Annotated in this window: 8 protein-coding genes; all 8 read right to left on the bottom strand. The window is 35.7% G+C overall.

From position 1 onward, the window contains the following. Positions 1-54 precede the first annotated feature (54 nt). The gene (locus ACB104_RS14680; protein ID WP_370479924.1) at positions 55-2,961 is read right to left on the bottom strand and encodes a glycosyl hydrolase 115 family protein; all 2,907 of its coding nucleotides are present in this window, start codon (positions 2,959-2,961) and stop codon (positions 55-57) included. A 448-nt stretch (positions 2,962-3,409) separates the two neighbouring features. Then, positions 3,410-5,155 (bottom strand): alpha-amylase family protein, encoded by a 1,746-nt coding sequence (locus tag ACB104_RS14675; protein ID WP_370479922.1) that lies wholly within the window; start codon positions 5,153-5,155, stop codon positions 3,410-3,412. Between the two features lie 7 nt (positions 5,156-5,162). Beyond that, entirely contained in the window at positions 5,163-6,089 is a 927-nt protein-coding gene (locus ACB104_RS14670) for a carbohydrate kinase family protein (protein WP_502267026.1), read from the bottom strand. A 149-nt stretch (positions 6,090-6,238) separates the two neighbouring features. Next, positions 6,239-7,612, bottom strand: a complete 1,374-nt coding sequence (locus ACB104_RS14665) for an alpha-amylase family glycosyl hydrolase (RefSeq protein ID WP_370479921.1) — start codon at positions 7,610-7,612, stop codon at positions 6,239-6,241. A gap of 111 nt (positions 7,613-7,723) precedes the next feature. Then, entirely contained in the window at positions 7,724-9,589 is a 1,866-nt protein-coding gene (locus ACB104_RS14660) for a trehalase family glycosidase (RefSeq protein ID WP_370479919.1), read from the bottom strand. Continuing rightward, complete coding sequence (locus ACB104_RS14655) at positions 9,586-10,818, bottom strand: MFS transporter (RefSeq protein ID WP_370479917.1); 1,233 nt, start codon at positions 10,816-10,818, stop codon at positions 9,586-9,588. The genes ACB104_RS14660 and ACB104_RS14655 overlap by 4 nt, the downstream gene beginning before the upstream one ends. A 15-nt stretch (positions 10,819-10,833) precedes the next feature. Continuing rightward, a complete protein-coding gene (locus ACB104_RS14650; protein ID WP_370479916.1) occupies positions 10,834-12,189 on the bottom strand; it encodes an MFS transporter in 1,356 nt (451 codons plus the stop codon). Between the two features lie 39 nt (positions 12,190-12,228). Continuing rightward, a complete protein-coding gene (locus tag ACB104_RS14645) occupies positions 12,229-14,358 on the bottom strand; it encodes a glycoside hydrolase family 97 protein (protein ID WP_370479914.1) in 2,130 nt (709 codons plus the stop codon). Positions 14,359-14,362: the final 4 nt, after the last annotated feature.

The following is a 14,362-nucleotide window of genomic DNA, read 5'->3' as shown; positions in this document are numbered from 1 at the left end:
CAATTAATTAAAAACGACTATTGCATAGTTTTCGAGAAAGTAAATAATAAATATTTAGTTATTGCCAATCATAGTTTCATTTGGCAGTTTATATGGCATATAGTTACTGCCAGAAGTGTTTAAAACAAAGTAATCGAGCAATACTCCAGGGTCCATCATGTAAATCTTTAGTGTTTGTTCGCCTTTGGTTGTCAATGGAACTGTTATCTGTTTTGAAGCCTTATTACTCAGCACATATTGTTTCCAAGTTGCACTTCTGCCTCTGGTTTTGAAACTAACTATTTCAATAGGGTTATTGTTCCACTGCACAGCAATCCTAACATCTCCATCAGTGTTTAAAGGATGTGTTGGTATAGCTGTAAGGTTAAGCAGTGCTGTATCATTTAGCGTTTCAGTAAACACCTCATATTTTAGCAATGGTGCGTTTTCATGATTTAATATTGAAGCAGCGCTTAAAGGTAGTGCTTGCATGACTGAATTAGAATGCCCTAGACCTTCCAGCCTCTTCCAGTTAAGTGTATCTAAAGATGTGTTTTCCGAGAAATTTTCTGCATAAACAACAGCAAAACCATTCTTTTCTACAATATCGTTAGGATTTAAACCATCATAACTTTTGGATATTAAAATTTGAACAGATTCTTCAGAAGAACCTTTTTGAATGGTGAATGAACCTGAGTTAGGCTCACCAGCTTTTTTCCAGTTATCCCAATTAATGGAAACATAAATTCTATCTTCAATATAGTCTTTTGAAATATTAAAATTACCCGAAGTTTTAGTTACCTTCAACCAATTTGGAAGATGTTTGATTTGCCATGTATCTTCTTTCGCGTTTTTCTCTAAAAAAATATCGATAAAGTATTTTATTGAATCGTTAACATAAAATGTAGGTAGTCGTTTCAACCCTTCAAACGTTTTAAGTGTATCTTCAATTGAAATTCCAATGGTTTGATCTGATTCCGGCCACTTGAATTCAATTTCTGGATTGTCAAAAACTGGAAGGCTTCGGGGTTTCATATCCATTATGCCATTCCATTTTCCGCTAGAAAGTTCGTTATAGTTTTCGGTTAGCTCAACTATGTTTTGATATGCTTGATTGGATAGGAATTTATATTTTTCAGCGCTTAAACGGGCTTGTTTTGCATAAGCCAAAGCTTTATCACGGTATAGGAATTTCTTGTTCATATTTGAAGCTCCTCTAACAGGGTAGCTCACCAATTGTGTAAAAGCCGATTTTAAATCTTCAGTAAGTTTTGATTCAATGGTTTCTACTTGATTTTCTAAATTTTCATAAGCCGTAATTCGCTTTTCAATTTCATCAGCATTGCTAAACATATTATATGCTGTATTAAAAATTGGAGTTGTTGGTTCGGTTTGGCTCCAGCCCATAAATTCTGGTCTGCGCTCAAATGCCAATTGAAAATACTCGTTCCTTATTTTTGTGATGCTTTCAGAAAAGTCACTTCCAAAAATAGCTCCATAAAATTCCTTTTGATGCTCCGTTATTGATTCCGGGTTTTGAAACTTTTCAGAATCATAGGCCATATCTAAAAACAGTTGGGTATTGTATTCAATTGGTTTTATGTCACCTACATTCAAAATCCAAATGTTCTTGTTGTTAAGATTGTATGCTTTCAACATTTCCGTTCGTATCAAATACGGGTTTGTAGAACTTAACCACAAATAATCATGGGGCCTTCCCCAATAGGACGCATGGTAATAAACTCCACCACCACCGGCACGTTTTTGTTCTTCCGCATTGCTTAATGCTCTAATGTAGCCGTAATTATCATCCGTCCAAACCAAAGTAATATCATCGGGAACTTCAAGTCCGTTTTTATATAAATCCAATACCTCTTTGTAAACGGTTAATCCCTGGGGAACTTCTTCAACTTTTTTATTAATGTACTGTTTTAAGAGTTTGCGTTGGTCTTCAATAATTCCATTTAAGATTGAAACGGCTTCATCTTTACTGATTACGCCTTCCATGCCACTGTCATGAACGCCTCGCATGCCCATAGTATAAATGGCGTCAATATTTTGTGTTTCTCTTACCCGTTCCTCCCAATAATGATAGACTTTTTCTTTATTGGATTTATAGTTAAAATCACCGTATTCGGTTTTATTCCATTCGTCAACATTGTTTCTTAACATAGGTTCAGCGTGTGAAGTGCCAATTACAATGTTGTAAGCCTTTGCAACTTGAACATTCTTTGGATAATGGAAAAAGGCTTTAGTGCTTGGGTGCATAGCTGGCCAAATGGTATTAGCATTTAGGCGCAAAAGAAGCTCAAAAATTTTGGCGTAGGTTTTTGGCCCAATGTCACCAGTTTCTGGTTCGAAAGTTTTTGCAGCCCAAGGCTGTAAGCCCCAGTCTTCATCATTTAAAAAAATCCCCCTATATTTTACTGTAGGTTCTTTACTGTATAAATCTGCTTGGGTTAAAATCAGCTCCTCTTGCTTTTCAATAGGCACATCAGCCCACCAATACCAAGGAGAAACACCCATTTGCTTTGATATATTAAAAATACCATAAGCTGTGCCTCTTGGATCTGTTCCTGCAACAACAAAAGCCTTCTCTATTTTATCGTTTGGATTTAAAATGGTTTTGTAGCAATAACTTTCCCATTGGTTTTCAAAATTTGAATTAATCTCAGCTTTTTCAAAAAAATGACCAACCAAATCGGATTCAACCTCTCCAATTACAATAACATTTCCTTTCGCTTTATTTATGCTGGAAATAACTTCTGGACGATAACCTGAAATTTTAAAAATGTCGTCTGCTAACAGGTGTGCCACAATAGAATCTAAATCGGCTTTAGACTTGCCATACAAAATAACCGACTTATATGTGGCATTAAAAATCTCAAATTTGTTTTTGTCGGGTTTATTGGCGTGAAGGTTTTTGCAAGCATTTAACCCTAAAAAGGAAATAAACAGCAAAAACCAAAATTTGTATTTCATTTAATTTTTAAGTTTAGTTGAACGTATTTTAAATCATAATTAAACGGTGGCTTTTGATGGTTTAGATGCAGCAACCTATTTTTAATAGATACAAATGTTTGGCAATTTTAATGCTTTAACAACCAAAAAGAGATTTGCAAATACAAATCTAACTAGATAATTTGACTATTGATTCACTTTCAATGGAAAAGCACATTCATGAAAATGTGTTGAACTTTAAAGAAAATTAACACCCTTGATACCTCCAAAAAAAGCATTATGACGTAACTAAAATTAAAAAAGGCTTTCGAGAAATCGAGAGCCTTTTGTTTTATTGCAGCGGAAACCGGACTAGGACCAATGACCTTCAGTTTATGAGTTCGAAACCCAACATAGGACATATCCTATTTTTAAGGCTTTCCAGATGCTGAAATTTAGGAACGCATGTACTTCAAGTTTTCTGATTACTTCAATATTTTATACTAATGGTTTTAGCTTGTTTGCCGTTAGAAAAAGACACCTGAAATTTATAGGTTTCTAGATCAGCTATTAAATGGGCAAAATCATCACCATACTGCCACAAAATATCTATTTCAGTGTCTGAAGATTCATTGATTATCATTTCTCCTAAAAATGCTTTATGGGTATTTCTTAACTTAAGTATTTCAAGTTGACTTTTAACCACATTCCTTTCCAGCCCTCGCTCGATATCTTTTATAGATAATGTGGTTCTATTTATTTCTTTATGTCCGCCACTACCTCCTTTATCGGCCGCTTCGTAATTATTTTTGCCCGCAAAAATATCAAGGTACCAAATTTGTGGAATTCCTGGCATAAATATTTGAATGGCTCTAGCCAAAAGTAATTTTTGTTCGTTCTCACCCAAAGCACTAAAAAAAGTCGCGTTTACCTGATAATAAGATATTTTTTTTCCTTCGGCATCATATAAATTTTTAACGCGTCCTCCCCGTTCAATTATAAGGTTCATTATGCTTTCTATCTCATGGTCTTCCAACAAACCTTTTTGATATTTACCGTTGACTTCTTTTCCTTTTAAATCCAACACCGGAATTCCATCATGGCAACCAAGCATATTTACCGTTCTATAGCCTTTATCTATAATTTCATTAGCCCAAGACAATATAGCTTTACTAGAAGCATTTTCAATGGTATGAATCATCAAACCGGGAAGAAAGAAATCATAGATTTGATATCCTTCTTGGGCAACTTCGTCATGAAGATGCAACCCATATTCAGCGTGTATCTCTGGCAATAATATCAAACCATTCTTCTTGGCTATCTGGTTTATTCGTTCTAAATATTCCCAAGTTCCTGGTTTATTAAAAAAGTTTGACTGCCCAATTTCCTTGTGCAAATAGGCAAAAGCATCTAAACGTAATATTTTGCAACCAAATCCTTTTAGTTTAGACAGTGTTTCTTCATAGAATCCCCAAACCAATTGAGACTTAGCATTAACATCCATTTGCCCTAAATACGACCTCTTTTTATGCACTATTTTAATAACCTCATCCTTGCATTTATTAAAGCTCTGCAGATCTAATGTTACCAAATTTTCTTTTTCAGCAATGGCAATATTGACTTTGTCGCATATCGATTTAGCATCATCCAAAGTCAACCCATCAACATTTTTTAAATCATCAACAGTTATGTTGTTGTAATTTATTTCTTGATAAAATGTGTTCCAGTATGGCTGTTCTGAACCGTCTGGAAACTGAACTTTCAAAATGGGCAACCCAGATTTTCTCATGAACAATTTACTCAAATACTCTTCCTTTGGGATTACAACACCATTTTCATTCATGGTTCCATGTCCCTCCCAAAAGTTATTCCAGTTAATAAAAAAGTCTTTGTATTTTGATTGCTCACCATGCTTCAATAAATCCTTGAATTGGGGAGATGCCACAGACAAATGATTTAACACAATATCAAACTTCAGCATAATATTGAGTTCGTCTAGGTTTTTTAAATCTTCTTTGGACACCAATTCTTCGTTGATATTGTAATCTATGATAGAAAAACCCCTATCTAAATCACTGTTAAAAAAAGTGGGCAAAACGTAGAATAACGAAAAAACATCTTTAAACTCAGGTCTTTTAAGCATTGAAATGGTATCGCTAAGCTTTTTGCCGATGCTATCTGGGTAAGCATTAAGCATTACGCCATTAAAAACTGAATTCTCTGTATCTTGTTGCATATTTTTTCTATAAGAGATTGGATAGGATATCAATATTGTCGGGTAACCTACCCACATTTTGAAGTTTTAAAGCGGCTAATTGTAAAGCAACCTCTAGGCACTCTTCAACAGACCTTTCTTTTACATAGGCAAATAAAAAGCCGGACCAAAAAGCATCGCCAGCACCTGTAGCATCCTGTACTTTTTCCACCTTTTTAGCTGGTAACTGAATAATCTTGCTGCCTTTTCGAGACAATTTCACTCCACTACTTCCCAGTGTTAAACAAACCGTCTCCACCCCCATTTTATGAAAAAATGCAAAGATATCTTCATGAGGAAGTCTTTGCTCAAAAAGACGATGCATATCATCTTCACTAATTTTAACTAATGGATTGAATTTGCAATAAGATTTAACCACATCAAGAGCTTCTTCCTGACTTTTCCAAAGTTTCTTGGCATAGTTTACATCTATACTGAGTTTACAACCAGCTTTAAATGCCTCCTGTGCTTTTTTCAATATTGTGGTTTGAGCGGGCTCCTTACTTAAGGCAAAACAAGTTGTATGAAATATTTTGGTTTTCCTTAAAATATCCTGGGATATTTGATCTTCAGAAATACAAATATCTGCTTTACGAAATGGAATAAAATCTGGCGTACCATCTGTTCTAGAAACAAAAATAACACTGGTAGGCTTGTCATCAATTTTTTTTATGTGGTCTGTAATTACACCAACTTCAGAAAGACGCTGAAAAATATATTCACCAAACCCATCATCACCAACTGTAGAAACCAAAACTGGCCTTAGCCCCAATCTTGCCATATTCATGGCCACATTGGCCGGTGAACCTCCCAAATATCTATGATAGTCTCGTGTGTTGTTTATTTGAACACCATGCTGATGCCCAATGAAGTCTATTAATACTTCTCCTACACATAAAATGTCTATGCTTTTCAAAATAATAGTTATTTTATTTAGTTATTAGGTGGCTCAGCTAATTTACGATTACAATTGGAATTTCTCAATTTTACCCACTGAAAACGTTTAATCTTCTAACCGAAATCGTTTTCGATAATTTCACAAATATCTCTTTATTCTTAAATCAATTATTCTGTAAACACCAGAAATTCCAATGGTTTTAATTCCAGAGCCTTATTATTCAGTGTATAATTTTTACCATAAAAATAGTCGGAATATGTTCCGTAAACGCTCTGATTATTAATTTCAACAGATTGATTTTCTGGAGACAGATTAAATATTCCTATTACTTTATTGCCTTTTACCTGACGCATAAAACCAACAACATGCTCATTATCTTCAATTGAAATGGGAAATCCTCCCACATCTCCAGCCCAAATGGCGGGATTATCCTTTTTTAAACTTACCAATGATTTATAAAACGGTTGCAGGCTTTTTGGGTCAGACCAATCAATGCTGTCTTTTTCAAAAAATTCAAGTCGTTTGTCCATTCCTACCTCCTGTCCTCCGAGAATCAATGGAAAACCATAGGAAATGAACACAAAAGCAGCAAAAGTCTTGTGGCCTTCGCCGAATCGTTCAAAAACAGTCCCATTCCAAGAATTTAAATCATGATTAGATGTGTAGGTCATTCGCAGAGCGGTCCTTCCATATTTAAACATGTCACTATTAATCCAGTCTGAAAGCGCATTTGCCTTTTGTTTTCCTTCAACAACTTCCCTCATGATGAATTCAAATTCATCGGCATAACTCCCATCCAAAATAAATGTTTCATGGCCGCATTCAGCCAACCAAAATAAATCTTTTATGGGGTCCAATTCTGCCCTTGCTTCTTCCCAAAGATAAAGTGGGATTTTATCACCACATCCATGGTCAAGCCTAAATCCGTCAACACCCAGCTCTACCCAAAAGCGCATCGCCCCTATCATCGCTTTACGTGTATCGGGATTTTTGTGGTCAAGCAAAGCCGTGTCCCACCAAACATCTGTTGGGCTCATAGCCTCGTAAGTTACTTCACCATTTTCATCCCTTATATAATATTCTGGATGTTCTGTAACCCAATGATGGTCTCGTCCTGTATGGTTTGGCACCCAATCAAGAATCATATAAAAACCCATGTCATGGGCTTTCTTAAGTAATGCATTGAAATCCTCAATAGTACCAAATTCAGGATTAACCTGAGTATAGCTTTTGGGCGCATAATAGCTGCCCAATGTTCCCTTTCTATTGGTTTCACTAATGGGGTGAATAGGCATAAGCCAAAGCACCTCAACACCCAGTTCCTTCAATCTTGGCAAATGCTCTGCGAATGCATTAAATGTACCCTCAGGTGTAAATTGACGAATATTCACTTCATAGATTGTTGAACCATTAAGCTTTTGAGGAAATGTATCCTCAGAAGAAACTGAATTAGCCTCAGATACAACCTCCGTTTTATCTGATGTGTTTTTACATCCAAATAAGATAATGGACAGGGAAAGAATTAAAACAAAATGCTTCATAATATATAGTTTAAAAAGATAAGTGCCAATCAAGACATTATAAAAATAGGATAACCACACCACTGAAAAATAATGAGATTTAGATAGTAAAAGCTTTAGCGAACCCATAAATTAAAAGATTTGTTCTGGCCCAATTAGGCCATTCAGCCTAACAAGATATTCCTTTTTCAAAAGTGACAAACCATACTGATATGAAGCATTCATCCAGCCAAATCCTTCTTGAGACATATACTCAAAATCGGTACCTACATTACCATACTCTGAAAATACTTTATGGGTAGCTTCCACAACATCGTATTTTTCGGGGATAGTTCCATTGTAGTCTACAGCATTTTTTGTAATCATATACAACCATCGGTAAATTAGTTCTTGACCTTCTTTTACGAATCCATAGCTTACTAACCCTTTCCAAATCATCATTTGATGCGGCGCCCATCCATTTGGGTAATCCCACTGCCTGTGAGGCCTTGATTCATTAATACCTCCTCTACTTTCTTCTGTGCTTCCTGCTATTCCGCCCTTTTCCTTTAAAAGGGGCAAGGCATTTTCTACCAGCTTTTTTGCTTGTTCTTTACTTGCTATACCACACCATAAGGGAGTGAATGTTGTTGCAGAAATAAATTCAGATTGCTTTTTTGTAACATGATTATAATCGACATATAAACCTAGTTCATCGTTCCAACAGAGGGTGTTAATCAATGTTTTTCGTTTATTGGCTTTCTCTTTCCAATATTTGCTTGTGTAGGTTTTAGAATTAATTTCAAAATGGTCTTCAAAAATCTCTTCTGTAAGTTCGGCAAAATCCAGTTCATATTTATACAACAGTACATTAAGTTCTACCAAGTTTAAATCGGCACAGTTGCCTTCAATTCTATATGAAGTGTCATGCCCAGACTCCCTTACCGTTCTATCGTGAAGAAAATAGGTGTCCAAAAAATCATTTTGGATTTCGCTGTTCTGATACTTTTCAATATATTCTTGAATTGAACAACTTGCTTGAGCTGCGAATGGTTTTAAAATAGCATCATAATGGCCCTCTTCGGCCTCCGGTGGCATCCCCAACCCTTCCGCTAGATATCTATTTAACCCATTATCTGTAAGACGTTTGTTCTTAACCATCCAAACAGATTCATATTCCTTGACGGCTATTTTTAGATGGCTGGACAACCAATCCCTGTCTTTAGTAATTTGGAAAACTTCTCGAATAAGACTTGTATAAAAAGGCGGCTGTGTTCTTGTTAGGTAATACGATCTATTGGCGTTTAAAATTTTTCCATAATGATTAATTTCATACTGAAAATTATCGGCCATGGCTTTAGCTAAATCAACCTTACCATCCAGCATTAAGCCTATGGCCTCAAAATAGCTGTCCCAGCCATACATTTCATTAAATCTTCCCCCTGGTACAACAAAAGGAACACCTTTAACCTCATCGTCATTTTTTTCCAATTTAAGGGTCAATATTCCTGGTTCAGCATTTATAGATTTGACATATTTTGGTGTAATTTCATTGGGTAATTTACATGCTCTTATCGGAAGTTTAGTTTCTAAGTTCTTATAATACGTTAGCGCCAAATCATCATTAAACGGAATATAAATTGGCAATTTATCTGCGGTTAAGGTCTCGTTTTTAGTGTCTGAAATAAGGCTTTTTATACCTGTTTCATCCATTCTTCTTGTTAAACCATTCCAATAATAGTCTCGAATCATTCGCGAAATACGGGTTACCGGGGGTTCTTCAATTTTGGCCAATGGAATTTTTGCAGTTGTATTTCCTTCATTTTTTGCAATAATCAATTCCTGCAACAAATTTGAAAGATGGTATGTGCCCCTAACTACATATTTTTCACCTTTATCCGAAACTAACTGAAATGCTCTTGAACCTTTGTCGTCAATGGTGATTTTTTTATCACCATCAGTATCTTCCTGCTGCAATAGCTTGTTTAGCGTATCCTGTATGTTTAGTTTAAAAATCATGGTTCAGCAATTACTTCCCTTTTGGACATCCTATCAATAAGTAAAACAAAAACTATAAGTAGGCCCATGGGTATCAACAGAAAATAAAACGCACTGGCACCTCCAACACTCTCAAAAAGTTCGCCTACAATTCTAGACCCTATGGTTCCGCCCAATGCAGAAAAAATAATAATCAAACCAGACATTGGCGAGTGCAAACTTTTTGGAAGCGAGCTTAAAACCGTCGAATTTAAAAGCGGATAAATCGGTGCAATAAATAAGCCTATTAAAGGTAGAATAAAACCTAAGGATGGCACTTGAGACAAACTTTCAATTTCACCGATTGTGGCTACTTCACCCTGTAATTGTGGTAAGATGTACACTAAGATACTTCCTGAAATTACGACACAAATAATCACCAAAATAACCCAATTGATATATTTTGTTAAAAACCCGGCAACAAATCTCCCCAATGCCAAGGTAAGTGCCAATATACTGGCCATTTGTACACTGAGCACCGAACTGAATTTGAATATCTTTTTATTAAATGTTGGCAACCAAGACATAATGCCTTGTTCAATCATAACAAACAAAAAGGCAGAAACAATAAACACAAGAACTAAAGGAACAACCATTAACTTAACCGATTCTTTTAAATCATCCTTTAAATTGGATCCAATGGCCTCGACTTCATATTCAACTTTAGAAAACAACAGGAACAAAAAAGAAATGGCTATCAATCCACATAATAAATAATATACGTTTAGCCATGAATTTTCATCTTCAGAATAAAAGGCAGGAAACAAAAAATAGGCAAGTGCAATACCAACCATAAAAAAGCCTTCAATAGAACTCATTAGTGAAGCATGTTCTTTTTTAGAGTCTGTTAAAATCCCAATAAGTGAATACACAGACAATTTAATTAAAGCGAAACTAACACCAATACTTAAAAACAAGACTTTAGTGTAGAAAAATGAATTACCAAAAATCATTTGCAAGCAACCAAAAAATACAATCCCAAGGGCCACAAGCATAGCCTTTTTGTAACCAAAACGCGGTAAAAATGAAGCCACAATAAAAGAAACAATAGCAATTGGCAAATCTTTAAAGGCTTCAAGTAAAGAGGCTTGAGATTCGGTTACTTTGTATACATCAATCGATTTTTCAATGACAATTCCAACACTATTCAATAAAATAGCAAACACAAAATAGTTAAGAAATATTGATATTTTAATTCCTAAATTTTTCATTCACTTAGATTTTAGTTAATGACCTCCTCCAGCTGCAAATGCAGTTGTATCATCATCGGTGTCATCAGATATTGGTTGTTTTATGCGCAAAGCCAAAACACCGGCAATAATAAAAAAGACCCCGCCAAATATTATAGCATTAACCGCACTGTCATCCAATAGGTTTTTAACAATTGGACCAAAAGTCAATGTTTGGATGCCCATTGGAATAACAATCATCATATTTAAAATTCCCATATAAACACCTCGTCTTTCATGGGTCACTACTTTAGAAACCATGGAATATGGAATCCCCATCATTGCGGCCCATCCAATACCGAACAAAATCATCGGTAAAATAACTAAAAGCGGATCTTGAATGTATGGTATGCTTAACATAGCAATACCTGTAAAAAACAAACTGAATACGTACACTTTTTTACCTCCAAATTTTAAAGCCAAAGGCACCAAAGCCATTGCAAAAACAACAGTAGAAATATTATATGTGGTATTCATTTTAGCCGCTTGACTTAAGGCTTCGGAGGCATTAAAACCCATACTTTCCCTAAACATGGGTGCTATAAATTGCCAATAGACAAACAATGCATACCATTGGAACAAATAAACAGCGGCCAATTTCCACATGAGCTTTGGCATATCTTTAATGGCCTCAACAATTTCAATAAACGGTGTTTTTATCCGTTCGGACATTGGTAAAGCGTTGTGCTTTTTAATTTCTTCAAATTCTTCATCTGAAGGTGGAATTTCCGGTGTTTTTAAAACCGACCAAAGAATGGTTGAAACAGATAATATAGCACCAATAAAAAATGAATAATACAGCCACTTAGGAATACTCTGAGTTGCTTCTACAACTTCTTCTGCCCCACCAAACCAATCTTGAAAAATAAAAATAGAAGCATTGGCCAATACTATACCCGCACCAACAAATAAACTTTGCATTTGGTAACCAAAACTTAACTGCTTATTTGGTAGTTTATCTCCAACAAATGCCCGATAGGGCTCCATGGCCATATTATTACCCACATCTAAAATCCACAATAAACCTACTGCAAACCACAGCGTTGGACTAAAAGGAAAAGCAAATAAACATAAACTGCCTATTATCGCTCCAATTAAAAAGAATGGTTTACGCCTACCCCAACGTGGCGACCATGTTTTATCCGAAATAGCACCTATTATGGGCTGAATAATTAAGCCCGTTACTGGTCCAGCCAAGTTCAATAGGGGCAATTCATCGTGATGTGCACCTAAAAAAGAAAAGATAGGATTAACTGCGGTTTGTTGCAATCCAAAACTGAATTGAATTCCAAGAAAGCCTACATTCATGTTGAAGATTTGCCAAAAGGATAATGTTGGTTTAGCTAGTTTCATGCTTATTAATTTAGTTAGTGGTGGTTAGTTGGTTTAGATTCATTTTTGAAAAATACTCATAGCAAACCCTCCCCCAGGAGCTAGTTTTATATCTAAAGTCGAATCTTTTTTCAATTCAAGCTTTTCAATTTCGTACGCTTCGGGATTATCGTTCCAATGGGCATCTGGTGCATCTTTGTAAATGATTGCTTCGTAAGTCTTGCCCTCATCTAGAAAATCAAAACCCAAAGATACCGTTCTATCATTTTCATCAGTAATGCCTCCTACAAACCAATTTCCTGTTTCTTTTTCATGCCTTGCTATGGTTACAAAATCCCCAACTTCACCATTTAATACTTTTGTTTGTTGCCAATCTACCCCCACATCAGTTATGAATTGAAATGCCGGATGAATTTTTCCATCAATCATATAATGATCAGGTAAATCGCAAGCCATTTGAATAGGGCTGTAAATAACTACATAAAGTGCCAACTGATGAGCCAATGTAGTATTAACTTGATTGTCTTTCTTGTACTCATCAAACTTAATATTGAAAACACCAGGTGTATAATCGATGGGACCTGAAAGCATTCTTGTAAATGCAACTGTTGGCAGATGACTTGGAGGATTGCCACCATCACTAGCCCAAGCATTGAACTCCTGACCTCTTAGTCCTTCCCTAGCAATGGCATTGGGATAGGTTCTTCGCTTTCCTGTAGCTTTAATAGGCTCGTGTGCATTTACTGCAATTTTCTTTTTGGCAGTTTCTACCAAAACTTTATGATAATGGTTTACCATCCATTGTCCATGATGGTATTCCCCTTGAGGTATGATTTTACCAACATATCCCGTTTTTACCGAATTTATGCCGTTTTGTTTCATAAAATCATATGCCACATCCATCTGTTTTTCATAGGTAAGTGGTGCTGCCGATGTTTCGTGGTGCATTATGATTTCCACCCCCTTTTCTTTTGCATAATCCCTAACTTCATCAAAATCATAATCTGGATAAGGGGTCATGAAATCAAATATGCCTTCCCTCTCATTGTTTATCCATTTGTCCCAACCTGTATTCCAGCCTTCTACCAAAAGCCCCTTAATGCCATTTTGGGAAGCAAAATCGATATATTTTTTGGCGTTTTCTGTATTTGCACCATGCCTGGATGTGCCCACTTTTCCCGTTGTAAAGGTGTTCATGTCTTGGCTACCTTCCAAATCCCAAGTGGATTTACCAATGTGCATTTCCCACCAAATACCAACATATTTCATTGGCGTAAAGTAACCCACATCCCCAATTTCGTTTGAGTCGTTAAGATTTAAAATGAGTTTGGATTCTATTAAACCTCCAGCTTTTTCAGCAATTTGAATTGTTCTCCATGGAGTATCAAAAGGTACTGTTAGTTTCGCTTTTCCTCCCAATCGTTCAGACCCTACCAATTCGCTAACCATATTTAAGTTTTCATTGTCAACTTTTAAGGTCATGCCTGCATAATTGGTTAAGTCAGCTTCATGAAAACTCAAATACAATCCATCATCCGTTTTCATGGTAACCGGCGTATTTACTGCATTTTCAGGAATGTAAGTAGCACTCAAATTTGGGTGATTTTGTTTTGAAATAGCATCAATCTCAGAAAACTTTGTGTCATTATACACATGCTCATAAATATCCCAATCACCAGGAATCCACCAAACTTTATGGTCTCCCGTAAGGTTGAATTGTGTGTTTTCATCGGTAATTAAAACCTCCTTTAAATTTGGTTGTTCCGGAAATTCATAACGAAAACCAATACCGTCATTATATACTTTAAAATGAACATTTAAAAGCCTTTTTGATTCTGACTGTTCTTCTAAATTCACCGTTAATTCGTTGTAATTATTCCTAACTTCCAGTTGCTCACCCCAAGGCATTGGCCATGTTTCATCAACTGTTCCAGTTGTAGAAGTGATAACTTTAAAATTATCTTTTAGTGAAGGTATATCCTTAAAATCAAAACTCATATACGAAGTGTCGATAACCGTTTTACTTTTGTACTTCACTACGTAATAAGGTCGCCCACTGGCAGCCAACGCAAACTCTATCGTAATGTCGGTGTCTGGTGAATCAACCACGAAGTTTGTTTCAGCCTGTTTACATGCTATTGTAAAGAATGCTATTACAACTATGACACTAAATACTTTTAAATTCTTCATGATA

Source organism: Tamlana flava, assembly GCF_041287255.1.
GTDB classification, from domain to species: Bacteria; Bacteroidota; Bacteroidia; order Flavobacteriales; family Flavobacteriaceae; genus Tamlana; species Tamlana flava.
The sequence above is the reverse complement of the archived record's forward strand: the minus strand, read 5'-3'. Positions and strand labels throughout refer to the sequence as shown.

Bases quoted from the DNA above. Each gene is read 5' to 3' on its own strand.
- ACB104_RS14660 (WP_370479919.1), bottom strand. From the start codon at position 9,589: ATGATTTTTAAACTAAACATACAGGATACGCTAAACAAGCTATTGCAG.
- ACB104_RS14650 (WP_370479916.1), bottom strand. From the start codon at position 12,189: ATGAAACTAGCTAAACCAACATTATCCTTTTGGCAAATCTTCAACATG.
- ACB104_RS14655 (WP_370479917.1), bottom strand. From the start codon at position 10,818: ATGAAAAATTTAGGAATTAAAATATCAATATTTCTTAACTATTTTGTG.
- ACB104_RS14665 (WP_370479921.1), bottom strand. From the start codon at position 7,612: ATGAAGCATTTTGTTTTAATTCTTTCCCTGTCCATTATCTTATTTGGA.
- ACB104_RS14680 (WP_370479924.1), bottom strand. From the start codon at position 2,961: ATGAAATACAAATTTTGGTTTTTGCTGTTTATTTCCTTTTTAGGGTTA.
- ACB104_RS14675 (WP_370479922.1), bottom strand. From the start codon at position 5,155: ATGCAACAAGATACAGAGAATTCAGTTTTTAATGGCGTAATGCTTAAT.
- ACB104_RS14645 (WP_370479914.1), bottom strand. From the start codon at position 14,358: ATGAAGAATTTAAAAGTATTTAGTGTCATAGTTGTAATAGCATTCTTT.